At 65.2% G+C, this 23156-nt stretch carries 22 protein-coding genes and 1 other RNA gene; 17 read left to right on the top strand and 6 right to left on the bottom strand.

The annotated features are described in order from the left end of the window. Nucleotides 1-30 precede the first annotated feature (30 nt). From ABIB95_RS24660 to ABIB95_RS24670, 3 genes are all read left to right on the top strand, one after another. Nucleotides 31-363, top strand: coding sequence for a hypothetical protein (locus tag ABIB95_RS24660; RefSeq protein ID WP_354242814.1), 333 nt, complete (start codon nucleotides 31-33; stop codon nucleotides 361-363). 341 nt (nucleotides 364-704) lie between these two features. Next, nucleotides 705-1910 carry an extensin-like domain-containing protein gene (locus ABIB95_RS24665; RefSeq protein WP_354242817.1) on the top strand — a complete coding sequence of 402 codons (1206 nt, stop codon included), beginning with the start codon at nucleotides 705-707 and terminating at the stop codon, nucleotides 1908-1910. 1 nt (nucleotide 1911) lies between these two features. Beyond that, on the top strand, nucleotides 1912-2499 hold the full coding sequence (locus ABIB95_RS24670) for a histidine phosphatase family protein (RefSeq protein ID WP_354242820.1): 588 nt from the start codon (nucleotides 1912-1914) through the stop codon (nucleotides 2497-2499). 18 nt (nucleotides 2500-2517) lie between these two features. Here ABIB95_RS24670 and ABIB95_RS24675 read toward each other — a convergent pair whose 3' ends face one another. Together ABIB95_RS24675 and ABIB95_RS24680 are read right to left on the bottom strand one after the other, a co-directional pair. Further along, complete coding sequence (locus tag ABIB95_RS24675; RefSeq protein WP_354242823.1) at nucleotides 2518-2859, bottom strand: DUF6665 family protein; 342 nt, start codon at nucleotides 2857-2859, stop codon at nucleotides 2518-2520. A 54-nt stretch (nucleotides 2860-2913) separates the two neighbouring features. Next, nucleotides 2914-3549 (bottom strand): TetR/AcrR family transcriptional regulator, encoded by a 636-nt coding sequence (locus ABIB95_RS24680; RefSeq protein ID WP_166343769.1) that lies wholly within the window; start codon nucleotides 3547-3549, stop codon nucleotides 2914-2916. A gap of 199 nt (nucleotides 3550-3748) precedes the next feature. Between ABIB95_RS24680 and ABIB95_RS24685 the strand changes: the two genes are divergently transcribed. The 5 genes from ABIB95_RS24685 to ABIB95_RS24705 all read left to right on the top strand — a co-directional run bounded on the left by ABIB95_RS24685 (nucleotide 3749) and on the right by ABIB95_RS24705 (nucleotide 11806). Continuing rightward, nucleotides 3749-5059: an HlyD family secretion protein gene (locus tag ABIB95_RS24685; RefSeq protein WP_354242826.1), complete on the top strand. Its 1311-nt coding sequence runs from the start codon at nucleotides 3749-3751 to the stop codon at nucleotides 5057-5059. A gap of 29 nt (nucleotides 5060-5088) precedes the next feature. Continuing rightward, nucleotides 5089-6672, top strand: a complete 1584-nt coding sequence (locus ABIB95_RS24690) for a DHA2 family efflux MFS transporter permease subunit (RefSeq protein ID WP_085399266.1) — start codon at nucleotides 5089-5091, stop codon at nucleotides 6670-6672. 499 nt (nucleotides 6673-7171) lie between these two features. Further along, on the top strand, nucleotides 7172-8971 hold the full coding sequence (locus ABIB95_RS24695) for an ABC transporter ATP-binding protein (RefSeq protein WP_354242829.1): 1800 nt from the start codon (nucleotides 7172-7174) through the stop codon (nucleotides 8969-8971). 57 nt (nucleotides 8972-9028) lie between these two features. Beyond that, nucleotides 9029-10435, top strand: a complete 1407-nt coding sequence (locus ABIB95_RS24700) for an MATE family efflux transporter (RefSeq protein WP_354242832.1) — start codon at nucleotides 9029-9031, stop codon at nucleotides 10433-10435. Nucleotides 10436-10525: 90 nt separating this feature from the next. Then, nucleotides 10526-11806: an O-antigen ligase family protein gene (locus tag ABIB95_RS24705; protein WP_354242835.1), complete on the top strand. Its 1281-nt coding sequence runs from the start codon at nucleotides 10526-10528 to the stop codon at nucleotides 11804-11806. Here the strand turns inward: ABIB95_RS24705 and ABIB95_RS24710 are convergent. After that, nucleotides 11803-12546 (bottom strand): sulfite exporter TauE/SafE family protein, encoded by a 744-nt coding sequence (locus ABIB95_RS24710; protein ID WP_071910378.1) that lies wholly within the window; start codon nucleotides 12544-12546, stop codon nucleotides 11803-11805. The two genes, ABIB95_RS24705 and ABIB95_RS24710, sit on opposite strands and share 4 nt — an antisense overlap. 230 nt (nucleotides 12547-12776) lie before the next feature. Here ABIB95_RS24710 and ABIB95_RS24715 point away from each other — a divergent pair, with 230 nt between their 5' ends. Next, nucleotides 12777-13037, top strand: a complete 261-nt coding sequence (locus ABIB95_RS24715; protein ID WP_166101958.1) for a hypothetical protein — start codon at nucleotides 12777-12779, stop codon at nucleotides 13035-13037. A gap of 7 nt (nucleotides 13038-13044) precedes the next feature. Here the strand turns inward: ABIB95_RS24715 and ABIB95_RS24720 are convergent, their stop codons facing one another. Further along, on the bottom strand, nucleotides 13045-14415 hold the full coding sequence (locus ABIB95_RS24720; protein WP_354242838.1) for an aminotransferase-like domain-containing protein: 1371 nt from the start codon (nucleotides 14413-14415) through the stop codon (nucleotides 13045-13047). 49 nt (nucleotides 14416-14464) lie between these two features. Between ABIB95_RS24720 and ABIB95_RS24725 the strand changes: the two genes are divergently transcribed. Together ABIB95_RS24725 and ABIB95_RS24730 are read left to right on the top strand one after the other, a co-directional pair. Next, on the top strand, nucleotides 14465-14923 hold the full coding sequence (locus ABIB95_RS24725; protein WP_354242841.1) for a DUF983 domain-containing protein: 459 nt from the start codon (nucleotides 14465-14467) through the stop codon (nucleotides 14921-14923). Nucleotides 14924-14995: 72 nt separating this feature from the next. Beyond that, a complete protein-coding gene (locus ABIB95_RS24730) occupies nucleotides 14996-15709 on the top strand; it encodes an alpha/beta fold hydrolase (protein ID WP_354242844.1) in 714 nt (237 codons plus the stop codon). Nucleotides 15710-15938: 229 nt separating this feature from the next. Here the strand turns inward: ABIB95_RS24730 and rnpB are convergent. After that, nucleotides 15939-16416, bottom strand: an RNA gene (gene rnpB / locus ABIB95_RS24735) — RNase P RNA component class A. 149 nt (nucleotides 16417-16565) lie between these two features. On the opposite strand from rnpB, the gene ABIB95_RS24740 reads away from it, so the two are divergent. The 3 genes from ABIB95_RS24740 (at nucleotide 16566) to ABIB95_RS24750 (ending at nucleotide 18599) form a co-directional block, all read left to right on the top strand. Beyond that, complete coding sequence (locus ABIB95_RS24740; RefSeq protein ID WP_354242847.1) at nucleotides 16566-16916, top strand: YciI family protein; 351 nt, start codon at nucleotides 16566-16568, stop codon at nucleotides 16914-16916. Between the two features lie 100 nt (nucleotides 16917-17016). Further along, nucleotides 17017-17367 carry a YciI family protein gene (locus ABIB95_RS24745; protein ID WP_063981533.1) on the top strand — a complete coding sequence of 117 codons (351 nt, stop codon included), beginning with the start codon at nucleotides 17017-17019 and terminating at the stop codon, nucleotides 17365-17367. Continuing rightward, nucleotides 17364-18599: an RNA polymerase sigma factor gene (locus ABIB95_RS24750; protein ID WP_502917866.1), complete on the top strand. Its 1236-nt coding sequence runs from the start codon at nucleotides 17364-17366 to the stop codon at nucleotides 18597-18599. The genes ABIB95_RS24745 and ABIB95_RS24750 overlap by 4 nt, the downstream gene beginning before the upstream one ends. A gap of 119 nt (nucleotides 18600-18718) precedes the next feature. Here ABIB95_RS24750 and ABIB95_RS24755 read toward each other — a convergent pair whose 3' ends face one another. Next, on the bottom strand, nucleotides 18719-19582 hold the full coding sequence (locus ABIB95_RS24755; RefSeq protein WP_175618141.1) for an N-acetylmuramoyl-L-alanine amidase: 864 nt from the start codon (nucleotides 19580-19582) through the stop codon (nucleotides 18719-18721). A gap of 430 nt (nucleotides 19583-20012) precedes the next feature. On the opposite strand from ABIB95_RS24755, the gene rsmH reads away from it, so the two are divergent. The 3 genes from rsmH to ABIB95_RS24770 are packed head-to-tail and all read left to right on the top strand — an operon-like array spanning nucleotide 20013 to nucleotide 23149. Next, nucleotides 20013-21002, top strand: a complete 990-nt coding sequence (gene rsmH, locus ABIB95_RS24760; RefSeq protein WP_354242850.1) for a 16S rRNA (cytosine(1402)-N(4))-methyltransferase RsmH — start codon at nucleotides 20013-20015, stop codon at nucleotides 21000-21002. Nucleotides 21003-21005: 3 nt separating this feature from the next. Next, nucleotides 21006-21398 (top strand): cell division protein FtsL, encoded by a 393-nt coding sequence (gene ftsL, locus ABIB95_RS24765; protein WP_014492951.1) that lies wholly within the window; start codon nucleotides 21006-21008, stop codon nucleotides 21396-21398. Next, a complete protein-coding gene (locus ABIB95_RS24770; protein WP_354119518.1) occupies nucleotides 21395-23149 on the top strand; it encodes a peptidoglycan D,D-transpeptidase FtsI family protein in 1755 nt (584 codons plus the stop codon). Before ftsL ends, ABIB95_RS24770 begins: the two co-directional genes overlap by 4 nt. The last annotated feature ends 7 nt before the right edge of the window (nucleotides 23150-23156 follow it).

Genomic DNA, 23156 nt, shown 5'->3' on the forward strand with positions numbered 1-23156 from the left:
TGGCTGACGACGCATGCAAGGAGAGCCAACATGAAACGTCTCGGCCTCATCGCCGCGCTGCTGATCGGCAGCGCGATCCCGGCCCACGCCGACACCGACATCTGGAACAACAGGCTGAAGCAGCAGCGCGGCGACGATGCGCTGCATGTCGACAGCGCGTTCTGCGACGCGCAGCTCGGCGCGCCGCAGAACGGCACGGTGACCTCAGCGCAATACAAGCGTTGCATGCGCATGCGGGGTTGGCGCTTCAGTCATACGGTTCGCGAGAAGGATGACGGCTATCCCGATCCTGATAATCCCGGCCTCGTCTGCCACGACTTCAAGATCGGCGGCGTCACCGGATCGTCCTGCTCGAATTTCTGAGCCCCGCAATAGGCCCGGCGGCCGGATGATCCGGCGCCGCCGGGCAAGCCCGTGATGCGGTCGGTGATGTCTCTAGATCATGCCGAGCACGATGGCGCCGACAAAGGCCATGGCGAGGCACGCGGTGATAACGCTCAGTCTCCCGGCGAACGTCATAAGGTCGCTCCCGCTGTTGTCCCCCGTGCGAGCGCATCATGGTTAACAGAGAGTCTCTTTCCGAAAAAGTCAGCCTTGTTTCCGCTGCTGCCGGGCGGCGCGTGCGCGTGCGCGCCGGTATGGTTAAAGAACACTGAAATCAACACGTTGAAGAGTCTTTAAGTAAATTCACCGAACGTGCGTGCATGACGCGCGGAGTTCGTTTGTATCTCGTCGGCTCCATCGTCCTTGTTTCGCTTGCGGGTTGCGGACGCGGCTTTTTCCAGGCCGAACGCGAACCGTGGCGGGCCGAGGCCGAAGCCGCATGCCTGAAATCGGGCGCGGTGAAAGAGGGGCCGGATCTCGTCCGCATCGAGCCGATCTCGGGCCCCGGCATGTGCGGCGCCGAGTTCCCGTTGAAGGTCGCCGCCATCGGCGAAGCCTCGGGCAACTATGGTTTTGCCGACGAGGAACTGCGCCCGCCGGGGAATGTCGGCGGCCAGCCGCGGTGGCCGGTGACGCAGCCGCGATCGAACGCTCCGCAGAGCCAGAACTATCCGTCATCCTCCTATCCGCAGCGGTCGAATTATCCCGAGAGCGCGGTGCGCCAGCCCTCCGGCTATGGCAACGCGCCCGGCCCGATGTCGCTGAACGCGCCCGGCGTGGCACAGCAAGAGGACGAGATCGACCTGCCGCCCGAAGGCACCGATGCCGCGGGCGCCGCACGCTACATGAATGCGCCGAGCTATCCGGCGCGGCCGGCGCCGTACTCGCAGGCGCCCGCGCAGCAACCTTTGCCGCGTCTTGGTCCGGCGCAGGGCAATCCCGTCATCGCCGTCGGCCCCGTCGCGATCAAGCCGACCGCGACGCTTGCCTGTCCGATCGTGTCCGAGCTCGACCGCTGGCTCGCCGACACCGTGCAGCCATCGGCGATGCGCTGGTTCGGCGCCCGCGTGGTCGAGATCAAGCAGATCTCCGCCTATTCCTGCCGCGGCATGAACGGCAACTCGCACGCCCACATTTCCGAGCACGCCTTCGGCAACGCGCTCGACATCGCCGCCTTCGTGCTCGCCGACGGTCGCCGCGTCACCGTGAAGGATGGCTGGCGCGGCATGCCGGAAGAGCAGGGGTTCCTGCGCGACGTGCAGTCGGGCGCGTGCGCGCATTTCACCACGGTGCTCGCGCCGGGCTCGAACGTCTATCACTACGATCACATCCATGTGGATCTGATGCGTCGCGCCAGCCGCCGCCTGATCTGCCAGCCCGCCGCCGTCTCGGGCGACGAGGTTGCCGGCCGTGCCCAGCAGCGCAACCCTTACGCCGGTCGGCGTGATCCCTATGTCACGGGCTCGCTTGGAACGCGCAAGAGCGCGACGCGCAAGCAGGAAGAGGACGAGTACGCCGACGAGTAAGATGACCGCCGATATCGTCCGCTATCTCACCCATCCGCAGGTGCAAATCGATCCCGCGGTACCCGTGCCGCAATGGGGCCTCAGCCCGGTCGGTCGAACGCGCACCGAAGCGCTGGCGAATGCGGGCTGGCTCGCGAACATCACGCAGATCGTCTCGAGCGCCGAACGCAAGGCGATCGAGACCGCGGAGATCATCGCAGGCCGCCTCGGCCTCATGATCGAGATCCGCGAGGCCATGCATGAGAACGACCGTTCAGCGACCGGCTTCCTGAAACCGGCCGAGTTCGAGGAGGTCGCCGACCAGTTTTTCGCGCAGCCACATCTCAGCGTCCGCGGCTGGGAGCGCGCCGTCGATGCGCAGGCGCGCATCGTGCGCGAGACCGAGGCGGTGCTATCCCGCAATCGCCCGGGCGACGTTCTCTTCGTTGGCCACGGTGCCGTCGGCACGCTGCTGTTCTGTCACCAAGCCGGTCATGCCATCGATCGCGTTCACGATCAGGCGGCCGGCGGCGGCAATTGCTTCGCATTCACCCGGGAGGGGCGCCGCGTCCTGCATGGGTGGCGCAAGATGGAAGAGATCGGGGCCTAGTCCCTGGGTGCCGGACAGTCACTTCGAGGCCGGCTTCGACGGTGCGGGGACCAGCCCCATGCACCGCTGCACCTCGCCCGGAACGTTGTAGGTCCGCATGATATGGCGGCTGTCGCGCAGGCCGGTCGCCTCACGTTGCACCACGAGCATCCAGAGCGCCTGGCCGGCTTCCATCACCAGCTTGCGCCGCGCCGCTTGCATTGAGGCCGGCGTCTCCGCGTGCGCGTGCGCGGCGTCGAATTCGCGCAAGCGCGCAAGGCTCTGTTCGAGTGCACTGCCCATCCGGCCAAGCGCTGAGGCCTGTTCCTGGACGATCTCGTAATGGAGGATATCGACAGGCGGGCGAAGATCACGGGACATGGCGCTTAATATAATGCCGCGGCAGCGGGCTGCGCAACGCGTGGCCCGCAGCTGCTACTTCGCCCGGTACGCCGCCAGAAACATCCGCGTCGCGCTGTCGACGACCTCGATCATGCGCTCTTCCGACGGCGCGGGCGCGGCTTGGAAAACGAACGGCAGGAAGAGTGAGGCCTTGCACAGCTCCATGAACTGCGACGCGGCAAGGTCGCAATCGTCGATCTTGAGATCGCCGGAGGCGACATGGATTTTGAGATATTCGGAGAGCCGGTTGATGGTCTTGTCCAGCACGCGCAGATAATAGCGGCGGCCGACGTCGGGCATGCGCTCGGCGATCGCCATCACGGTGCGGATCGCCGAGCCGCCGCCGGGCCGGCACAGCAGATGGATATAGGCCTGGCCAAAATCCTTCAGCGTGGTCTCGGCATCGCGCGCGGGATCGAAATTGAAAACGACCTGGCCGTGCTGGAGCGCCTCCTGCTCGAGGATGGCTTCGAACAGCGCGCATTTGTCGGCGAAGTAGACGTAGAGCGTGCCCTTGGAGACCTGCGCGGCGCGCGCGATCTCGCCCATGCTGGCGCCGTCGAAACCGAGATCCATGAACACCTTGCGGGCTCCGTCCAGGATCTGGCGGCGCTTGGAGCTGTCCTCCTCCTGGACGACGTGGAGATGTTCGCGGCCGGCTACAACCATTGGTTCAGCGTCTCGGAAGGTTTCTGGATCGGGCCCGACCCATGAAACCCAAATAAAGGATTCGGGCCAGTAGGGTCCTGCCCGGGAATATTATCTATGTTGACCGAACCGTTCGGTCAATGATATTTGGGATGGGCGAGAGGGAACCGGCCGCAGGACGGCCGTCCCTGGTCGCTGCTTTTTTGTTGGGGAGGCCTTTATGGCCGTATCGAGAGACCAGGCTGCGCGTGTCCTTCGCCAGGAAGCGGTGGAGACGACGCCGGGGCAGGCCGGCAGTGAAGCTGCGACCGAGAAATCCGTCGCCCTTGCCGAGCAGTTGCGCTCTCATGTGGCCGAGGAAACCAAGCGCCGCACCAATGAGGCGCCGGAGACGCCCGTGACCGACAAGCCGGCTGCACCCGCTGCCGCCGACGCGCCGAAGCCCGGCAAGCGCAAATTCGTCCTGATGGGTGTTGGCCTCCTGCTGGCGCTCGCGGCCGCGAGCTATGCCGGCTACTACACGCTGGTCGGCCGCTTCTACGTCTCCACCGACGATGCCTATGTCCGCGCCAACAACACCATGCTGGGCGCGCGCGTTGCCGGCCACATCTCTTCGATCCTCGCCGGCGACAACACGACCGTGCGCGCCGGCGACGTCGTCTTCCGCATCGATGACGGCGACTACAAGATCGCGGTCGATGCCGCCGCGACCAGGATCGCGACCCAGCAGGCCACCATCGATCGCATCGGCCGCCAGATTGCAGCGCTCGACAGCCAGGTTGCACAGGCCAAGGCGCAGCTCGTCTCGGCCGAGGCGGGCCTCAAGCGCGCCGATCTCGATTATGAGCGCCAGCAGGCGCTGAGCAGCAAGGGCTTTGCTTCGCGCGCCACGTTCGAAAGCTCGGAAGCCGGACGCGACCAGGGCGCCGCCGCGGTCAAGGCCGCCCAGGCCGCCTACGACGTCGCGGTCAGCAATGTCCACGTCACCAAGGCGCAGCAGGCCGAAGCGCAGGCGCAGCTCGCCGAGCTCAAGACCTCGCTCGCCAAGGCCGAGCGCGATCTCGCCTTCACCGCGGTGCGCGCGCCGGTCGACGGCACGTTCTCGAACCGCCTGGTCAGCGCCGGCGACTTCGTCGCGGTCGGCCAGCGTCTCGGCAACATCGTGCCGCTCGACGACGTCTATATCGACGCCAATTTCAAGGAAACCCAGCTCAAGCGCATCCGTCCCGGCCAGCCGGTGACGATCAAGGTCGATGCCTACGGCATGCGCAAGTTCTCCGGAATCGTCGACAGCATCGCGGCGGGCTCCGGCTCGGTGTTCACGCTGCTGCCACCTGACAACGCCACCGGCAACTTCACCAAGATCGTGCAGCGCGTGCCGGTCCGCATCCGCGTGCCGAAGTCGGTGGCGAAGCAGAACCTGCTCCGCGCCGGCATGTCGGTGTATGCGACCGTCGATACCAACAAGGGCGCGGCCGACGCCGACAGCGAGATCGATCTCGACGATCCCACCGCGATCCACCCGCAGTAGCCACAAATCGAGCGCTGCGAGGTCAGACCATGGCCAACGCCACCACCGCCTCACCCGCCATGATGGCGAACCCCGACTCGGAGCGCATCGCGCCGAAGCGGCTGTTCGCCTTCATCATCATGGTGTTCGGGATGTTCATGTCGATCCTGGACATCCAGATCGTCTCGGCGTCCCTCAGTGAAATCCAGGCAGGCCTGTCGGCAAGCTCCAGCGAGGTCGCCTGGGTCCAGACCGCCTATCTGATCGCCGAGGTGATCGCGATCCCGCTGTCGGGCTTTTTGTCGCGCGCTTTCGGCACGCGGCTGCTGTTCGCGATCTCGGCCGCGGGCTTCACGGCCTCGAGCCTGCTCTGCGGCTTCGCCACCACGATCGAGGAGATGATCCTCTGGCGTGCCCTTCAGGGCTTTTTGGGCGCCGGCATGATCCCGACCGTGTTCGCCTCGGCCTATACTGTATTCCCGCGCTCCAAATTCCACATCGTCGGTCCCATCATCGGGCTTGTTGCGACCCTGGCTCCCACGATCGGCCCGACGGTCGGCGGCTACATCACCGATCTGATGTCGTGGAACTGGCTGTTCTTCATCAACGTCGTGCCCGGCATCGGCATCACCCTGGGCGTGCTGGCGCTGGTCGATTTCGACGAGCCGCATTTCGAGCTGCTCGACCGCTTCGACTGGTGGGGCCTCCTCTTCATGGCCGGCTTCCTCGGCACGCTGGAATATGTGCTGGAGGAAGGTCCGCAACATGAGTGGATGCAGGACACGTCCGTCGCGATCTGCGCCTGGATCTGCGCGGTCTCGGCGATCGCCTTCTTCTGGCGCGTGTTCACCGCGGCCGAGCCGATCGTCAATTTGCGCACCTTCTCCAACCGCAATTTCGCGGTCGGCTGCGTCCTGCAGTTCTGCATCGGTATCGGGCTCTACGGCCTGACCTACATCTATCCGCGCTACCTCGCCGAAGTGCGCGGCTACAGCGCGCTGATGATCGGCGAGACCATGTTCGTCTCGGGCATCACCATGTTCCTGGTCGCGCCGCTGGTCGGCCGTCTCATGGTGAAGGTCGACATGCGCTACATGATCGCGTTCGGCCTCATCGTGTTCGCGATCGGCTCCTACCAGATGACCTGGATCACGCGCGACTACGATTTCTACGAGCTGCTGGTGCCGCAGATCCTGCGCGGCATCGGCATGATGTTCGCGATGGTGCCGACCAACAACATCGCGCTCGGAACGCTGGCGCCCGACAGGGTGAAGAACGCCTCCGGCCTGTTCAACCTGATGCGCAATCTCGGCGGCGCGGTCGGCCTTGCCGTCATCAACACCGTGCTCAACAACCGCACCGATTTGCACATCACCCGCCTTCAGGAGCGGGTGACCTGGGGCAATGCGACTGCGACCGAAACCCTGACCATGTTCATGCAGAAATTCCAGGGACTCGGCGATTCCACGCTGATGGCGATGAAGCAGCTCAGCCAGATCGTGCACCGCCAGGCCGTGGTGATGAGCTTTGGCGACGCCTTCTTCGCGCTGACGCTGTTCTATCTCGGCCTCAGCCTGCTGGTCACGCTGCTGAGCAAACCGGCCTCGATGACCGGTGGCGGCGACGCGCATTAGGCAAGCGGCTTACGAGGTGTCATCGCCCGCGGAGGCGGGCGATCCAGTACTCCGCGGCGGAAGTTGTGTGAGCTAACTATCGCCGCGGAGTACTGGATGCCCCGGTCAAGCCGGGGCATGACAGCGGAGATTGAGGCGGCGGCGATGCCGGACCAAGGCGCCACGCACCAAATTGCAACACTCGCGCGTGATCTTGCGGGAGCCCCGTTGCAAACCGGAAACGATACATCTATAAAGCGCACCTCATTGAAGCCAACCGGGGAGGGATTTGCATGATTTCGTCGCATTCGCAGATCGTACGCCCGCGCTCGATGATCGCCTGGTTCGGTATGTACGCGGCCTGTTAGAGGCCCCTTCCGCCAGATTCGATCGGGTCACGAGTCCCGATCTCTCCACTTCCCAAGTCAAAATCAGTTGTGAGTGACGCCGGTCAGCCCTCCGTGGCGGACTTGCGTCCGTCGATGGAGCCGGCCCGCGCCGAAAGCGGCCGGATAATGTCATGACCTCTATGTCAAAAAGGCCCGCGGCCATACGCGTGGTGCTGCCCTTCGTATTCCGGCACTGGCTGAAGCAGCCCGGACGCGGCCTGATCGTGGCCGGCGGCCTGCTGGGCGCAACCATCGCCGACCTGTTCATGCCGGTATTCTCCGGACATCTGGTCGATGCGCTGACGCGCGGCTCGTCCGATCCCGACGCGCGCCGCGCCGCGCTGGTTGCGTTCGGCGCCATCGTGGCGCTCGGGGCAGCGTCCGTAGTGCTGAGGTTGATCGGTCTCCAGGGGATCGTTCCGTTCACGCTCAAGATCATGTCGGATGTCGCCCAGGAGGCTTTCACGCGCGTCCAGCGCTTCTCGACCGACTGGCACGCCAACTCCTTTGCCGGCTCCACGGTGCGCAAGGTCACCCGCGGCATGTGGGCGCTCGACCTGCTCAACGACACCATCCTGATGGCGTTGGCGCCGTCTCTGCTGGTGTTGATCGGCTCCATGGTCCTGATCGGCCTGCATTGGGCGTCGCTCGGCGCGGTGATCGCGGTGGGGGCGCTTTTCTACGTCGCCATCACCGTGCTGTTCTCGACGCGCTACATCGCGCCGGCCGCGCGCGTCTCCAACGCCTGGGACACCAAGGTCGGCGGTACGCTGGCGGACGCGCTGACCTGCAACGCCGTGGTGAAATCCTTCGGCGCCGAAGCGCGCGAGGATACGCGGCTCGCCCGCGTCATCAACCGCTGGCGCGTGCGCGTGCGGCGGACCTGGTTTCGCTACAACTACACGGCCATGGCGCAGCTCTCGCTGCTGCTATGCCTGCGTGCGTCCGTGATCGGCGGCGCGGTGCTGCTGTGGATGTCCGGGCACGCCTCGCCTGGCGACGTCACCTATGTGCTGACGAGCTACTACGTCATCCACGCCTATCTGCGCGACGTCGGCATGCACATCAACAACCTCCAGCGCTCGGTCAACGACATGGACGAATTGGTGGCGATCCATGGCGAGCCGATCGGGATTGCCGATGCGGCCAGTGCGCGGCCGATCGCGATCGAGAACGGCGAGATCGTGTTCGACGACGTCACGTTCCACTATGGCGGCCATCGCGCGCCACTGTATGACGGATTGTCGGTCACGATCCGCGCGGGCGAGCGCGTCGGCCTGGTCGGCCGCTCCGGCTCCGGCAAGACGACCTTCGTCAAGCTGGTGCAGCGGCTCTACGACGTCTCCGGTGGTCGCGTGCTGATCGACGGGCAGGACATCGCGCTCGCTACGCAGCAATCGCTGCGCAGCCAGATCGCGATCGTGCAGCAGGAGCCGATCCTGTTCCACCGCACGCTTGCGGAGAACATCGCCTATGGCCGGCCCGGTGCCAGCCTGGAGGCGATCGAGCACGCGGCGCGGCTGGCGAATGCGCACGACTTCATCCTGCGCCTGCCGAAGGGCTACGGCACGCTGGTTGGCGAGCGCGGCGTGAAGCTGTCGGGCGGCGAGCGGCAGCGCGTGGCGCTGGCGCGCGCCTTCCTGGCGGACGCGCCGGTGCTGATCCTGGACGAGGCGACCTCGAGCCTCGATTCGGAATCGGAGGCGCTGATCCAGCAGGCGATGGAGCGGCTGATGAAGGGACGGACCTCGATCGTGATCGCGCACCGGCTGTCGACGGTGCGCAGCCTCGATCGGATCCTGGTGTTCGACCGCGGCGAGATCGTCGAGCAAGGCACCCATGCCATGCTCGCGGGCAAGCCAGGGGGCATCTATCGCGGTCTGTTCGAGCGCCAGGTGGTGGAGCTCGGGCGCATCGCGGCGGCGGAATGAGAGGCGCGCGGCAGCGGGACAAAAGTCCCGCGGTCACGCCGTTAAGGATGGAATGAGATGAAGGACCTGACGCGCGGCTCCATCGTGAGCCACATCCTGAGCATGGCGCCTCCGATCGTGGTTGGCATGATCACGATCATGATCTGTCAGCTCGTCGATCTGTATTTCGTCTCGGGTCTGGGCGAGGCAGCGATCGCCGGCGTCGCGGCGGCCGGTAATGCGGGCTTTCTGGTCAACGCGCTGATGCAGGTGCTCGGCGTCGGCACGGTTGCGCTGATGGCGCACGCCGTGGGGCGGAAAGACCGCGACGACGCCAATCTGGTCTTCAACCAGTCGGTCGTCCTGTCGGTGCTGTTCGGGATCCTGACATTGGTCGCGGGCTTCGCGCTGTCGCGCCCCTACATGCGCGCGGTTGCAGCCGACGAAGCTACGGTCGAAGCCGGTACCGTTTATCTGCTCTGGTTCATGCCGGCGCTGGCGCTGCAATTCGCCACGCAAGTGATGGCGTCCGCATTGCGGGCGACCGGCATCGTGCGGCCGAGCATGCTGGTGCAGGCGCTTGCCGTGGTCATCAACATCGCGCTGGCGCCTGTCCTGATCACGGGCTGGGGCACCGGACATGCGCTCGGTGTCGCCGGTGCCGGCCTTGCCAGCTCGATCGCCGTCTTCGTCGGCGTGCTGATGCTGCTCGGTTATTTCCTCAAGCTGGAGCGATACGTCGCGTTTCACCCCGAGCAATGGCGGCCGCAACTGCGGCAGTGGAAGAGAATCCTCAATGTCGGCCTGCCCGCGGGCGGGGAATTTGCGATGATCTTCATCATCATGGCCGTGGGCTATTACGTGCTGAGCATTTTTGGCCCGGCGGCGCAGGCGGGGTTTGGCATCGGGACGCGTCTCCTCGGGCTGATCCAGATGCCGGCGCTCGCCATCGCCCTCGCCGCAGGGCCCATCGCCGGCCAGAATTTCGGCGCCGGCAATGGAGCACGTGTGCGGGAGACCTTTGTCAAGGCGTCGCTTATCGCGACCGCCGTGATGATTGTCTTCATGATCCTCGCGCAGTTCGCGCCCGGTCTGTTGCTTGCCGGCTTCTCGAGGGATCAGGAGACGATGGCGGTTGCGTCACTGTTTCTGCGCCTCGTCTCGCTCAACATGGTGGCGCAGGGGCTGATCTTTACTTGCTCCAGCATGTTTCAGGGGCTTGGCAACACCAAGCCGGTGTTGTGGACCTCGGCGACGCGGGTCCTCACCTACTCCCTGCCGTCGATCTGGCTCTCGACGTGGCCGGGCTTCCGGATGGAGCATGTCTGGTATTTGTCGATCGCGACGACCACGCTACAGGCCGCCCTGAGCGTGTGGCTGTTGCTCCGGGAGTTCAGAAAACGCCTTGCGCTGCCGGCACAGGAGAAGGTCGCGAAGCCGGCAAATCCCGAGCCGGTTGTGCCTCCCATGCGCGAGCCCGCGTAGCAGATCGAACCGACGCGCGCTTGTCGCCCACCCACGGCTCCGGCTAGTTTGCCGCGCCGTGGGTGGGCCGCGAATCTACTGGGGATAGGAATGACCGAGGTGTTGAACGGGCAGGAACGAGCGCCCTGGCTCTCCGCGATCTGGGCGGCGCGCTACCGCACACCGGCCCGCTTCGTTGCGCTGGTCGCGTTGCTGCTGCCCTGGAGCACCACCGGCGTGACTTTTGCGCTCGTGCCGTGGCTGATCGCCTTTGCTTTCATCGACCTTCGCGAGCTCCCGCGCTCGCTGCTGCGCCCGATCTGCCTGCTGCCGATCGCGCTGTTCGTGCTGGCACTCGTCGGCACACTCTGGTCGGTTGCGCCCTGGGCCGAGCGGCTGCACGCGCTCGGGCCGCCGGCAAAACTGTTGGTGATCCCGCTGCTGATCTACCAGTTCGAGCGCTGGCCCTACGGCAAATGGGTTTTTGCGGCGTTCCTGGTCTCCTGCGCACTGCTCATGCTGTATTCCTTCACTGTTGCGATCGATCCCAGGCTCTCGCTAAAGCTCTATCTGTCGCGCGGGCCCTACCAGGTCGAGAGCGGGATTGCCGTGCGCAATTATATCGACCAGAGCCAGGAATTCGCGCTCTGTGCGATCGCGCTGGTGTACCCGATCGTGACGCTGGTCCAGCAGGGCCGCGTTCGGATCGCGGCGTTGTTCGCCGTATTGGCGCTCGGCCTCCTCGCCAACATGATGTTCGTCGTGGTCTCGCGCACGGCGCTGGTGACGCTGCCGGTCCTGCTCGTGGTGTTTGCACTGCTGCATCTTCGCTGGCGGGCGGCGCTCGTCGCCGGCGCTGCGACGGCGTTGATCGCCGTAGCGCTCTGGGCCGTCTCGCCGCATCTGCGCGCGACCGTCGGCAAGTTCCAGAGCGATTACGAAAGGAGCCTGGAGGCCGACAACAATTCGATCAGCGGCATGGGCTCGCGTCTCGAATACTGGCGGAAGTCCCTGAGGTTTATCGCCGACGCGCCGCTGATCGGCCACGGCACAGGCTCGATCCGCGGTCTGTTCGCCGGCGTGGCCGCCAATCCGCACGACGACCCGCTGCGCGGCGAGATCGTCAGCAACCCGCACAATCAGACCCTCAGCAATGCCGTGCAGTGGGGCATCGTCGGCGTGCTGGTCCTCTACGCGCTGTGGATCGCGCACCTTCTGATGTTTCGCGGCGAGGGACTGGCCTGCTGGATCGGCATGTTGGTTGTGGTGCAGAACATGCTGTCCTCACTTCTCAACACGCATCTGTTCGATTTCACCTCGGGCTGGATCTACGTGCTCGGTGTCGGCGTCGCCGGTGGCATGGCGCTCGCGGCGAAGAGGACGCGCACCTAAAGCGCGGCAATACTGTTCCAGACGAGGGTCAGGCCCGACAGGAACAACAGGCCGAGCACGACGTCGCCAAAATGCTTGTCGTTCAGCGCATGATAGACGCGGGCGCCGGCCCAGGCGCCGATCAGCGTGCCCGGGAAGGCGACCAGTGCGAGCCAGACCACCTTGAATTCGACGAGACCTGATGCCGTCTGCAACACCAGCGCGGTCGCGAGCACGGTGAAATTGAAGAGCTGGAAGATGCCGCGCCGCTCGTGCTTGTTCCAGCCGCGGATATTGGCCCAGAGGATCGGCAGCGGCCCGGACAATCCGGCGAGGCCGCCGAGAATGCCGCCGGCAAAGCCGATCGCGCCGTCGGCAATGCGGCCACCGAACGTCACGGCGAGGGGCCTCTTGTTGAGATAGAGAGCGGTCGAAAAGATCAGGATCAGCACGCCGACGCTCAGCTTGAACACTTTTGGATCGGCGGAGGCGATCAGCATGGTGCCGAGCGGCACGCCGATCAGGCCCCCGATCAGGAACGGCCAGACCAGCGACAGGTCAAAACTCTTCCACATCGACGGCAGCGTCGAGGTCTGGGCGATCACCGAGCAGATCAGCACCAGGGGCACCGCGAGCGAGGGCGGCAGGACGTAGAGCCAGATGCCGAGCGCCATCAGCGCGGTCCCGAAGCCGGCCAGTCCCGAGACGAAGCCGCCGGCCAGCGCGCCGAACAGCAGCAGCGCATAAGTGAGCGTTTCCAACAGATTGTCCTTGTCGCAATGGGCGATCCCGAACTGTTGATCGCCAACGCCCGCATAGCACGGCTGCGGCCGGGCGGGTCAATTCCAAAACCGCACGCAAGCGTGATCTCCAACCGCGGGCATTCGCCAATGGCAGGCCTACATGATGACCATACTTCAATCCGGGGCCTGCCCGATGCCATGATGCGCTCTCATTGGCCTTTCCCCGAACGAGATAACGGAGAACGACCATGACCCGCACGAAGATTGCCGTTGCAGCCGCGCTGCTGTCTGCGGCGGCCCTGATGCCGACGATGGCGCAGGCGCAGTTCTCCGAACCCGCGGCCTATCAGGCCGCCCATCCCGACCGCGATGTGCTGAACGGCGGCCAGCTCACGCCTGCGGCGCGCCAGGCTCGTGGCGAGACGGTGGCACCGAGCGAGGCCTATGCGGCCTATCCGTCAGGTGTGACGCCGGTCGTTCGCCCGCGCCACCGCCGTCACCACCAATAAGAAGAGTCTAGACGATCTGCCTTGTGTCGGCCGGCCTGTGCAGCGCGCCGACCAGGATGCGCAGCGCTTCCGTCAGCTCCGATCGATTGCGCGCGGCGCCGAGCGAGACGCGCGCGGCATGCGGCGGTGTTCCGTCCACGGTGAAAGCGTCGCCGGCTACGACTGCAAGTCCATTCCGCAACAGATGCGCGGCGACGTCGGGGCGGCCCTCCGGCAGCCGCAGCCAGAGATGATGGGCGGCAGGCTTGGCCAGGAACTGAATGCCTTTCAGCGCGCGCTGCGCAAGCTGCTGGCGGCCGATCGCCTCGTTGCGGATGGCGGTAATGATGCGATCGGCGATGCCGTTCTCGATCCAATGCGTCACCAGCGCGACCATCAGCGGCGCGGGCATCTGCACGGTGGCCTGCAAGCCGGCACGCATGTCCCGCTGCGCGGCGTTGTCGGGCGTCACGAGATAGGCGACGCGCAGCGCCGGCGCGATGCATTTCGACAGCGTGGTCGCGAGATAGGTCCGCTCCGGAATGAGGTTTGCGATCGGCGATGCCGAACGGTCGAGCAGCCCGTAGGCATCGTCCTCGATCAGAATCGTATCGGCATCGCTGATGATCTTTGCGATGGCACTGCGCCGTTCGGCGGAAAGCGTCGCGGTGGTCGGATTATGCAGCGTCGGAATGAGATAGACGGCCTTCGGCCTGTGCGCGCGACAGGCCTTCGCCAGCGCATCGGGCAAGATGCCGCCATCATCCATGGCGACACCGACGAGCTTGACGCCGAGCCGCGCCGCGGCGGCCTTGATGCCGGGGAAGGTGAGCGCTTCCGTCAGCACGACGTCGCCGGGCCGCGCGAGCTGAGCGAGCAGGTTGAACAGGATCGTCTGCGTACCGGGAAAGATCACGAGCCTGTCGGCGTGTGCGTGCGAAACGCGTGCACGCATCCAGCGGGCCGCGACCTCGCGCTCATGCGCGCTGCCGCCGGGCGGCTGATAGTTGAGATGCGCCGTCAGGCCCGATTGCGCGCGGATGGCTTCCATCCCGGCAATGATCCGCTCATCGAGTTGCGCTTCGAGCGGATGCGGCGGCACGTTCATCGAGAGGTCGATCGCGACCGGGTGCGGCATGTCGACCGCGCGGCGCGCGCTGGTCTCGGATACGAATGAGCCTTGTCCGACCCGGGCTTCCATGATGCCGCGGCGCCGCGCCTCGGTGTAGGCACGCGTCACCGTGGTGAGGTCGATGCCGAGGGCCTTGGCCAGCGCGCGCTGCGTCGGCAGCTGCTGGCCGCGCACCAGCCGGCCTGCGGCGATGTCGGCCTCCATGGCCTCGACGATGCGCTGATAGCGCGGCCCGCTCAGCTCCGAGATTGTAGGGGTCCAATCCATGCAATTTAGGCCCATATCCTTTGAATGTATGGATGCAAGATATTATTGTATGGATCAGCGAAAAGGAAGAGGTGCTGTCATGGCAACCGGTTCAGTCTCTCTCTCGAAGGCGATGTGGCGCGGCTTCTTGGGCAAGTGCCCGAGCTGCGGCGAAGGACATATGTTCGGGCGCTTCCTGAAAGTGGCCGACAGCTGCGACCATTGCGGCGAGGAGCTGTTTCACCAGCGCGCCGATGACTTCCCGGCCTATCTGGTGATGGTCGTAGTCGGCCATCTCGTGGTGCCGGCGATCCTCGCGGTTGAGACGGCCTACGCGCCGGCGGTCTGGCTGCAACTGGCCGTGTGGTTGCCGGTGACGCTGTTCGCTTCGCTCGCGCTGCTGCAGCCGACCAAGGGCGCCATCGTCGGCCTGCAATGGCAGATCGGCATGCATGGTTTTGAGGCGGGCAAGCTGCGGCGCGAGGCCGTCGCGCCCGTCCTCGTGAAGGCGAACACCCGCGCGGCCTGAGAGGCCGCAGCGTTTACATCGCGCGCGCGGCCGCTACACTCCATCGTAGAAACAAGAACGATGGAAACGCCGATGGCCGCACGCGCGAAGACTTTTCTGCTCTGTCATGGCGCATGGTCCGGCGGATGGGCCTGGAAGAAGATGCATCCGCTGATGGCGCAGGCCGGCCACCGCCTGGTGGCGCCGACCTACACCGGGCTCGGCGAACGCGCGCATCTCGCGAGTCCCGCGATCGATCTGGATACGCACATCCAGGACATCCTCAACGTCATCAAGTTCGAGGACCTCGACGACATCGTGCTGCTCGGCCACAGCTATGGCGGCATGGTCGCGACCGGTGTTGCCGACCGCGCGCGCGAGCGCGTCACGCAACTGATCTATCTCGACGCCTTCGTGCCGCGTGACGGCCAGTCGCTGTTCGATCTCAACGAGGGCGGTCGCGAGCCGATGCGCAAGGCAGCAGCTGCGGGTGATGGTTATCGCATTCCGCCGAACCCGCCGCCGCCGGATACGCCGCAGGCCGATCTCGACTGGCTCAATGCGCGCCGCATCAACATGCCGATCAAGTGTTTCGATACCAGGCTCAAGCTCGAACACGGCGAGCCGGCGATGCCGCGCAGCTACATCTATTGCAAGCGCATTCCGCCGGGCGATGTGTTCGGGCAGTTCGCGAGGCGCACGAAGAGCGAGGATGGCTGGCGCTATTTCGAGCTCGATGCCAGTCATGCGCCGAACGTGACCGCGCCCGAGGCTTTGATGGGCGTGTTGAACGAGATTGTCGCTTAGTTCGCAGCCGTCATTCCGGGGCTCGCGAAGCGAGAGCCCGGAATCCATCAGGCGGCAGAGTCGGTGGATGAATGGATTCCGGGCTCGTGCTGCGCACGCCCCGGAATGACAGCCGGGTCAAAATGGTGAGGGGCTCGATGCGGTCAGCATCGAACCCCTCGTCACTTTCTTAGTAAGACGCGTTTTCTTCATGCGAACCGGAAAACCACTTCGCTCGAAAACGCTTTAGAATATCAGCCGGCCTGTAAGCCGGGTTCTGTAAGGCACCGTCCGCTTGCGCGAACGATGCGTGACGGCCATTCCTCTGGGACCATGTTTGCACATGGCCTCGAGCAACCTACCCGGACGGCGGGCCTGACATCGCCCCGCGGCGTTATCGCTTGCGCGAACAGCCCGCTACGCCGTCCCTATTCGGTTTTGCTCCCGGTGGGGTTTACCATGCCGGCTCCGTTGCCGGAGCCGCGGTGCGCTCTTACCGCACCTTTTCACCCTTACCTGCCTACGCAGCTTGCGCTGCTATGGCACGGCAGGCCCGAGGGCTTGCCGCGCCGAAGCCCAAAGGGCGAAGGCGGGCGGTTCGTTCTCTGTGGCACTTTCCCTGGGGTTGCCCCCGCCGGACGTTATCCGGCACCGTATGTCAAGGGAGCCCGGACTTTCCTCCCCGGCGGCCTTTCGGCACCTGCCGGAGCGGCCGTCCGGCCGACTGACCGGCTACGCATGGGGCATTTGTGACGGTTCCGTCAAGCAGAGATCGCCGCGCACGCCGGCTGCGAATAATTTATCCTGAACATGTCGTTGGGCGTGGGCCCGGTTCGACTGGATGCCGGCAATCCAGCCGAGCAACAGGAGTTAAGCGATGCAGTATTTGCTGCTGATCTACCGGAACGAAGCTCAACAGAGCAAAATGAACCCCGCAGATTACCAGAAGCTGTTGGCGGAGTATTCCGCCTACACCCAGTCCATCGTCCAGAGCGGCAACAGCAAGGCCGGCGACGGGCTCCAGCCGACCTCGACTGCGACCACCGTTCGCGTTCGCGACGGCAAGGTACTCGCGACCGATGGTCCGTTCGCCGAGACCCGCGAGCAACTCGGCGGCTATTATCTCGTCGAGGCGAGAGACCTCGACGCAGCGATCGCGATGGCCGCGCGGATTCCCGGAGCCAGGGACGGCTCGATCGAAGTCAGGCCCGTGATGATCTACAAATGATCTCGTCCCCTGATATCGAATAATTATCCCGAGGATGTCGTTTGATGTTGGCCCCGTTCGACTGGATGTCGGCAATCAGGCCGAACAACAGGAGTAAGCCATGCAGTACCTACTGCTGATCTACCGGAACGAAGCGAAAATGATCAACATGTCCCCCGCGGACCGTCAGGCGCTGTCGGCGGAGTACGGCACTTACACGCAGTCCATCGTCCAGAGCGGCCATTTCAAGGCCGGCGACGGGCTTCAGCCGACCACGACGGCGACCACCGTGCGCGTGCGCGAGGGCAAGACCCTGACGACCGACGGTCCCTTCGCGGAGACTCGCGAGCAGCTCGCCGGCTACTATCTGGTCGAGGCCAAGGATCTGGACACCGCCGTCGGACTGGCTGCTCGGATTCCCGAGGCCAAAGAGGGATCCATCGAAGTCAGGCCGGTCATGATCTACAAGTGATCTGTCCTGCCGACATCGCTCGGATTTTTCGCGACGAGGCGGGGCGGGTGCTTGCCACGCTGATCCGCCTCGTCGGCGATTTCGATCTCGCCGAGGACGCGCTCCAGGATGCCTTCGCGGTCGCGCTGGAGCGCTGGTCGGCGGGCGAGGTGCCCGATAATCCGCGCGCCTGGCTGGTCAATGTCGGTCGCAACAAGGCGATCGATCGCATCCGGCGGCAGGCCGTGTTCCGCGGCAAGCAGCGGGCGCTCGTGCATGAGCTCGAGTTCAACGCGCAGGCGCCCGACGAGCCGCCAGCAACGCTCGATGACGATATGCTGCGGCTGATCTTCACGTGCTGCCATCCAGCCTTCGCCATCGAGGTCCAGGTCGCGCTGACGCTGCGCACCGTCTGCGGGCTGTCCATGGCGCAGGTCGCGCGCGCCTTTCTCGTCGGCGAGGATGCGATGGCGCAGCGCCTCGTCCGCGCCAAGCAGAAGATCAGGCTCGCCGGCATTCCTTATGAAGTGCCCGAGCACGCCGCGCTTGCGCCGCGGCTCAACGGCGTGCTCGCCGTGATCTATCTCGTCTTCACCGAAGGCTATGTTGCGACCTCGGGCACGGATTTGATGCGGCCCGATCTCGCGGTCGAAGCGATCAGGCTCGGCCGGTTGCTCGACCGGCTGATGCCGGATCGCGCCGGGATCAAAGGCCTGCTCGCCTTGATGTTACTGCACGATGCGCGCCGTGCCGGGCGCGAGACCACAGCCGGCGACGTCGTTCTGCTGGAAGAGCAGGATCGTTCGCTCTGGAATTGTGTGCAGATCGAGGAAGGTCTGCGTCTCGTGGACGACGCGCTCCGCGTGCCTGGCCGCCCGCAGCCCTATGCTGTGCAGGCCGCGATCGCCGCGCTGCATGCCCGTGCGCCGAGCTACGAGCAGACCGACTGGCCGCAGATCGCTGGCCTCTACGAAGTGCTCTTGCGCATCAATCCGTCGCCAGTGATCGAGCTTAACCACGCCGCCGCAGTCTCGATGGTCGACGGCCCGGCGCGCGCGCTCGATCTCGTCGACGCGATCACCGCGCGCGGCGGGCTTGGCGGCTACGAGCTGTTGCCTGCGGTGCGCGCGGATCTGTTGCGACGGCTTGGGCGCAAGGACGAAGCGCGCGAGGCGTATGTCGCCGCGACGGCGGCGACGCAGCTGGAGCCGTTGCGGCGGCTCTATGCGCGACGGATGCGGGAGATGGAGTAGTCGCCACGCATTCCGTCATTGCGAGGAGCGAAGCGACGAAGCAATCCAGACTCTTTCCGCGGAGGCAGTCTGGATTGCTTCGCTGCGCTCGCAATGACCGGAGTGTGTGGTTTGCGCCGTTACTTCGCCGCGACTGCCGTCGCATCCGCCGGCAGGCTCGCGAGCAACGCCTGCAATGTCGACAGCGTCGAGTGATCCGCGACACCATCGAGCCGCGCGGGGCGGAAATGGCGCTGGAAGGCGGTGACGACTTCCATCGTCGCGGCGTCGTATTTGCCGGTCAGCGGCACGCCGTAGCCGTATCGGGCGAGCGCCTGCTGCAGGCTCAGCACCTCGTCGCTGATGGTGCCGAGCATCAGGCTCTCGCCGCGCACGACCGGCGCGGGCGTCACCCAGTGTCCGACGCCGGAATTGGCCAGCGAATGCCACGGAAATTTCTCGCCGGGATCCTTCTTGCGCGCCGGCGCGACGTCGGAATGGCCGAGCACCCGGTGCGCGGCGACGTTGCGGCGAAGCATGATGCCGCGGCACAACGTGATCACGGCGGCGATCTGGCGCGACGGATATTCCGGATAGCCCCAGTCATGGCCGCGATTGATGATCTCGATGCCGATCGAGCAGGAGTTGATGTCGTCCTCGCCGGCCCAGGACGAGACGCCCGCGTGCCAGGCGCGCTTGGCCTCGGGCACGCATTGCACGATGCGGCCGTCCTCCAGCACGACGTAATGCGCCGACACTTCGGTGCCCGCCGTGCACAGCCGCGCCAGCGCGCCCTCGACGTCGGGCATGCCGGTGTAGTGCAGCAGGATCATATCCGGCTGCCGTCCCTTGTTGCGGTCGCCATGGTTCGGCGAAGGGATGATGTCGGAGACGATCGAGGAATCCGGCTCGAACGTCCGCGTGTTCGCCGCGGCCTTGGGAACCGGGAGAACGCGTTGACGTTTCGAATCAGATCCAGACGGCGTGGAAGGACCGGACGACATAGACAGCTCAAGTCGGACAGAGAGTGGGCCAAGCCCTTCTCTTTACTATTCCTTTACCCTCCGCCGCGCGCAATCGCGCGGCGCGGTTAATGGATGCATTTTGGCGCATGTGTGTGGATGGAGCATCACCGACGCGTCACCTTTTCGACTTGTAACAAGCCGATCAACGCTTTCTTAACGCTAAGGGCCGTTACTGAGGATTGAAGAGCCGACCCGCGTCCGGAGGCGGCCAAAGCGTATTTTGGCTCGAAATCCCATGGCTGCCCGACAAATTCCACTGGGAACACTGGGTTTGCGGCCCGGGATGACCGGGCTCGGTAACCATGCTGGACGAGGGTTGGGTCGTGGAACCGCCGCGACGCGGAATTATTCGAGGCGTTATGGACTCGCTCGTCCCAGATCTCGCATGGACGCTCTGCGGGTGTGGCGCATGAGCTCGGTTCCGCACATCCCCGTTCTTGGCCGCGAGGCGGTCGATCATCTCGCGCCGCGCGCGGGCGGGATCTATGTCGACGCCACCTTCGGCGCCGGCGGCTACAGCCGCGCCATTCTCGACGTGCCGGGAACCCGGCTGATTGCGATCGATCGCGACCGTACGGCGATCGCCGGCGGGGCCGAGCTGGTCGAACGCTCCGCGGGCCGGCTGACGCTGGTCGAGGACCGCTTCTCCAATCTCGCCGAGGTCTGTGCGGCGCAAGGCGTCGATGCCGTCGACGGCGTCGTGATGGATGTCGGGGTCTCCTCGATGCAGCTCGACCAGGCCGGCCGCGGCTTCTCCTTCCGTCTCGACGGTCCGCTCGACATGCGGATGGGGCAGGCCGGGCCGACGGCGGCCGACATCGTCGCGCGCGCCTCGGAAAGCGATCTCGCCGACATCATCTATCTCTTTGGTGAGGAGCGGCAGTCGCGCCGCATCGCCCGCGCCATCGTCGCCGACCGGCAGGAGACGCCGTTCACGACAACGCGCGCGCTTGCCGATCTCGTCGGCCGGGTCGTGCGCTCAAAACCCGGCGATATTCATCCGGCGACGCGAACGTTCCAGGCCCTGCGCATCTTCGTCAACGAAGAGCTCGAGGAACTCCAGACCGCGCTCGCCGCGGCCGAGCGCGTGCTCAGGCCGGACGGCCGCCTCGTGGTGGTCTCGTTCCATTCGCTGGAAGACCGCATCGTCAAGAATTTCCTCTCCGAGCGTAGCAAGACCGGCGGCGGTTCGCGGCATCTGCCGGAAGTGGCGCAAACCGCGCCGAGCTTCCAGCTGCTGACCCGGCGGCCGGTGATCGCGGGTGAGGAGGAAGTCGCGCATAATCCGCGCGCGCGTTCCGCAAAACTGCGTGCCGCCGAGCGCACGTCCGCGCCCGCGCACGACGACGGCGAGACCTCGTCCTGGCCAAAGCTCGCCGACGTGATGAGGGGCGGCTAGCGCATGCGCTTCATCCACCTCCTCGTCATCGGTGCGCTGATCTTCGCGGCGGCCTATGTCTACCGGATCAAGATGGACTCCACGGCGCGCACCGAAAAGGTGCTGCGGCTGCATGCGGAGATCCGCGAGCAGCGCGATGCGATCGCGGCGCTGCGCTCCGAATGGGCCAAGCTCGATGCGCCCTTGCGCCTGCAGGGCCTGTCCGACCGGCATCTGCCGCTCAAGCCGGTCAACGGTACGCAATATGACTCGCTGAAGAACCTGCCGGAGCGTCCGCCGCGGATGTTCAGGCCGGGCGAGCCGGATCCGATCGGGGCCATGCTCAACACCATCGAAGCCGCGAGCGATCCGGATACGGTGACGGGCTCCGTGCCTCAGCCCGAGGACAAGCAATGAGCGCTGTGACCCCGGCCAAGCCAACTCAAAAGCCGCCCGAGCCCTGGCGGCAGCGGCTGATCCGCAGCCTGCTCTACGGGCGCAATGTTGACCGCGCCGCGAAGGCGCGTGCGCGGGTTGGCCTCGCGATGATCGCCTTTACCTCGGTCTACGTCCTGATCGGCGGCCGGCTCGTGATGTTCGCGATCGGTGCCGACGCCCACAGCGCGCGCCGTGCTGCCGCGCAAGAGGTGGTCGCGACCGCGCGGCCCGACATCGTCGACCGCAACGGCGCGATCCTGGCAACCGACGTCAAGGCCGCGAGCCTGTTCGGCGAGCCGCGCCGCATCATCGACAAGGACGAGGCGATCGAGCTTCTCACCGCTACCGTGCCCGACCTCGACGAGGCCGAGGTGCGCGAGCGCTTGTCGGCGCGAAAGGGTTTTGTCTGGCTCAAGCGCGAGATCACGCCGAAGCAGCAACAGGACATCCACAAGCTCGGCATTCCCGGCATCGGCTTCCTGCGCGAGAACAAGCGCGTCTATCCGACCGGCAACGAGGTCGCCCACCTCATCGGTCTCGTCAACATCGACAACCAGGGCATCGCCGGCATGGAGAAGTGGCTCGACAATCAAGGGCTCGCCGATCTCCACCGCGCAGGCTTTGCCACCGACCGCCTGCAGAAGCCGATCGAGCTGTCGGTCGATCTGCGCGTCGAGCACGCGCTGCGCGACGAACTGCTGAAGGCCAAGGAAAAGTACCACACCAAGGCCGCTTCCGGCATCGTTTCGAATGTCAAGACCGGTGAGATCGTGGCGATGGTCTCGCTTCCGGATTTCGATCCCAACAATCCGAAGGAAGCGCACGACCCCGACCGGATCAACCGCCTGACCACGGGCGTCTACGAGATGGGCTCGACCTTCAAGGCGTTCACGCTGGCGATGGCGCTCGATTCCGGAAAGATCAATTTAAACTCGTCGTGGGATGCACGCGGAAACCTGCACTACGGCAAGTTCACCATCCACGACAGTCATTCGCTCGGACGTTTCATCAACACCAAGGAAGTGTTCTATTACTCCTCCAACATCGGCGCTGCGCGGATCGCGCTCGGCCAGGGCGTCGAGGCGCACAAGGCGTTCCTTGCCAAGATGGGCCAGTTGACGCGGCTGCGCACCGAGCTGCCCGAGAGCGCGGCTCCGCTGGTGCCGCGCCGCTGGAGCGAGCTGAACACGGTCACCATCGCGTTCGGCCAGGGTCTGTCGGTGGCGCCGCTCCAGGCGGTGATGGGCATCAACGCGCTGATGAACGGTGGCTATTTGATTCCGCCGACCTTCATGAAGCGAAGCGAAGCTGAAGCGGCGGCGATGGCCAAGCGCGTGATCAAGCAAGAGACCAGCGACAAGATGCGGTATCTGATGCGGCTCAATGCGGAGGTCGGGTCGGCGAGACAGGCAGACGTCAAGGGCTACTATGTCGGCGGCAAGACCGGCACGTCCGAGAAAGTCATCAATGGCCGCTACGCCAAGAAGCGGGTTCTCAACTCCTTCACGGCGATCATGCCCTCCGACAATCCAAAATATCAGATCCTGATCATGCTGGACGAGCCGCAGGCGCTGCCCGAAACAAAAGGTTTCATCACCTCGGGCTGGAATGCGGTGCCGACCGGCGGCAAGGTGATCGAGCGGATCGCGCCGCTTCTGGGCATCGAGCCACGGTTTGACCTGCCGCCGTCCGACCGCCTTATTCTTGCAGCATCCAGGACAACCCAGTAATCAACGG

It is taken from the genome of Bradyrhizobium sp. LA2.1, assembly GCF_040547725.1.
Lineage (GTDB): Bacteria > Pseudomonadota > Alphaproteobacteria > Rhizobiales > Xanthobacteraceae > Bradyrhizobium > Bradyrhizobium barranii.

Coding starts and splice junctions, on each gene's coding strand:
- ABIB95_RS24660 (WP_354242814.1), top strand. CDS start 31: ATGAAACGTCTCGGCCTCATCGCCGCGCTGCTGATCGGCAGCGCGATC.
- ABIB95_RS24665 (WP_354242817.1), top strand. CDS start 705: ATGACGCGCGGAGTTCGTTTGTATCTCGTCGGCTCCATCGTCCTTGTT.
- ABIB95_RS24670 (WP_354242820.1), top strand. CDS start 1,912: ATGACCGCCGATATCGTCCGCTATCTCACCCATCCGCAGGTGCAAATC.
- ABIB95_RS24675 (WP_354242823.1), bottom strand. CDS start 2,859: ATGTCCCGTGATCTTCGCCCGCCTGTCGATATCCTCCATTACGAGATC.
- ABIB95_RS24680 (WP_166343769.1), bottom strand. CDS start 3,549: ATGGTTGTAGCCGGCCGCGAACATCTCCACGTCGTCCAGGAGGAGGAC.
- ABIB95_RS24685 (WP_354242826.1), top strand. CDS start 3,749: ATGGCCGTATCGAGAGACCAGGCTGCGCGTGTCCTTCGCCAGGAAGCG.
- ABIB95_RS24690 (WP_085399266.1), top strand. CDS start 5,089: ATGGCCAACGCCACCACCGCCTCACCCGCCATGATGGCGAACCCCGAC.
- ABIB95_RS24695 (WP_354242829.1), top strand. CDS start 7,172: ATGACCTCTATGTCAAAAAGGCCCGCGGCCATACGCGTGGTGCTGCCC.
- ABIB95_RS24700 (WP_354242832.1), top strand. CDS start 9,029: ATGAAGGACCTGACGCGCGGCTCCATCGTGAGCCACATCCTGAGCATG.
- ABIB95_RS24705 (WP_354242835.1), top strand. CDS start 10,526: ATGACCGAGGTGTTGAACGGGCAGGAACGAGCGCCCTGGCTCTCCGCG.
- ABIB95_RS24715 (WP_166101958.1), top strand. CDS start 12,777: ATGACCCGCACGAAGATTGCCGTTGCAGCCGCGCTGCTGTCTGCGGCG.
- ABIB95_RS24720 (WP_354242838.1), bottom strand. CDS start 14,415: ATGGATTGGACCCCTACAATCTCGGAGCTGAGCGGGCCGCGCTATCAG.
- ABIB95_RS24725 (WP_354242841.1), top strand. CDS start 14,465: ATGGATCAGCGAAAAGGAAGAGGTGCTGTCATGGCAACCGGTTCAGTC.
- ABIB95_RS24730 (WP_354242844.1), top strand. CDS start 14,996: ATGGCCGCACGCGCGAAGACTTTTCTGCTCTGTCATGGCGCATGGTCC.
- ABIB95_RS24740 (WP_354242847.1), top strand. CDS start 16,566: ATGCAGTATTTGCTGCTGATCTACCGGAACGAAGCTCAACAGAGCAAA.
- ABIB95_RS24745 (WP_063981533.1), top strand. CDS start 17,017: ATGCAGTACCTACTGCTGATCTACCGGAACGAAGCGAAAATGATCAAC.
- ABIB95_RS24755 (WP_175618141.1), bottom strand. CDS start 19,582: ATGTCGTCCGGTCCTTCCACGCCGTCTGGATCTGATTCGAAACGTCAA.
- rsmH (WP_354242850.1), top strand. CDS start 20,013: ATGAGCTCGGTTCCGCACATCCCCGTTCTTGGCCGCGAGGCGGTCGAT.
- ftsL (WP_014492951.1), top strand. CDS start 21,006: ATGCGCTTCATCCACCTCCTCGTCATCGGTGCGCTGATCTTCGCGGCG.
- ABIB95_RS24770 (WP_354119518.1), top strand. CDS start 21,395: ATGAGCGCTGTGACCCCGGCCAAGCCAACTCAAAAGCCGCCCGAGCCC.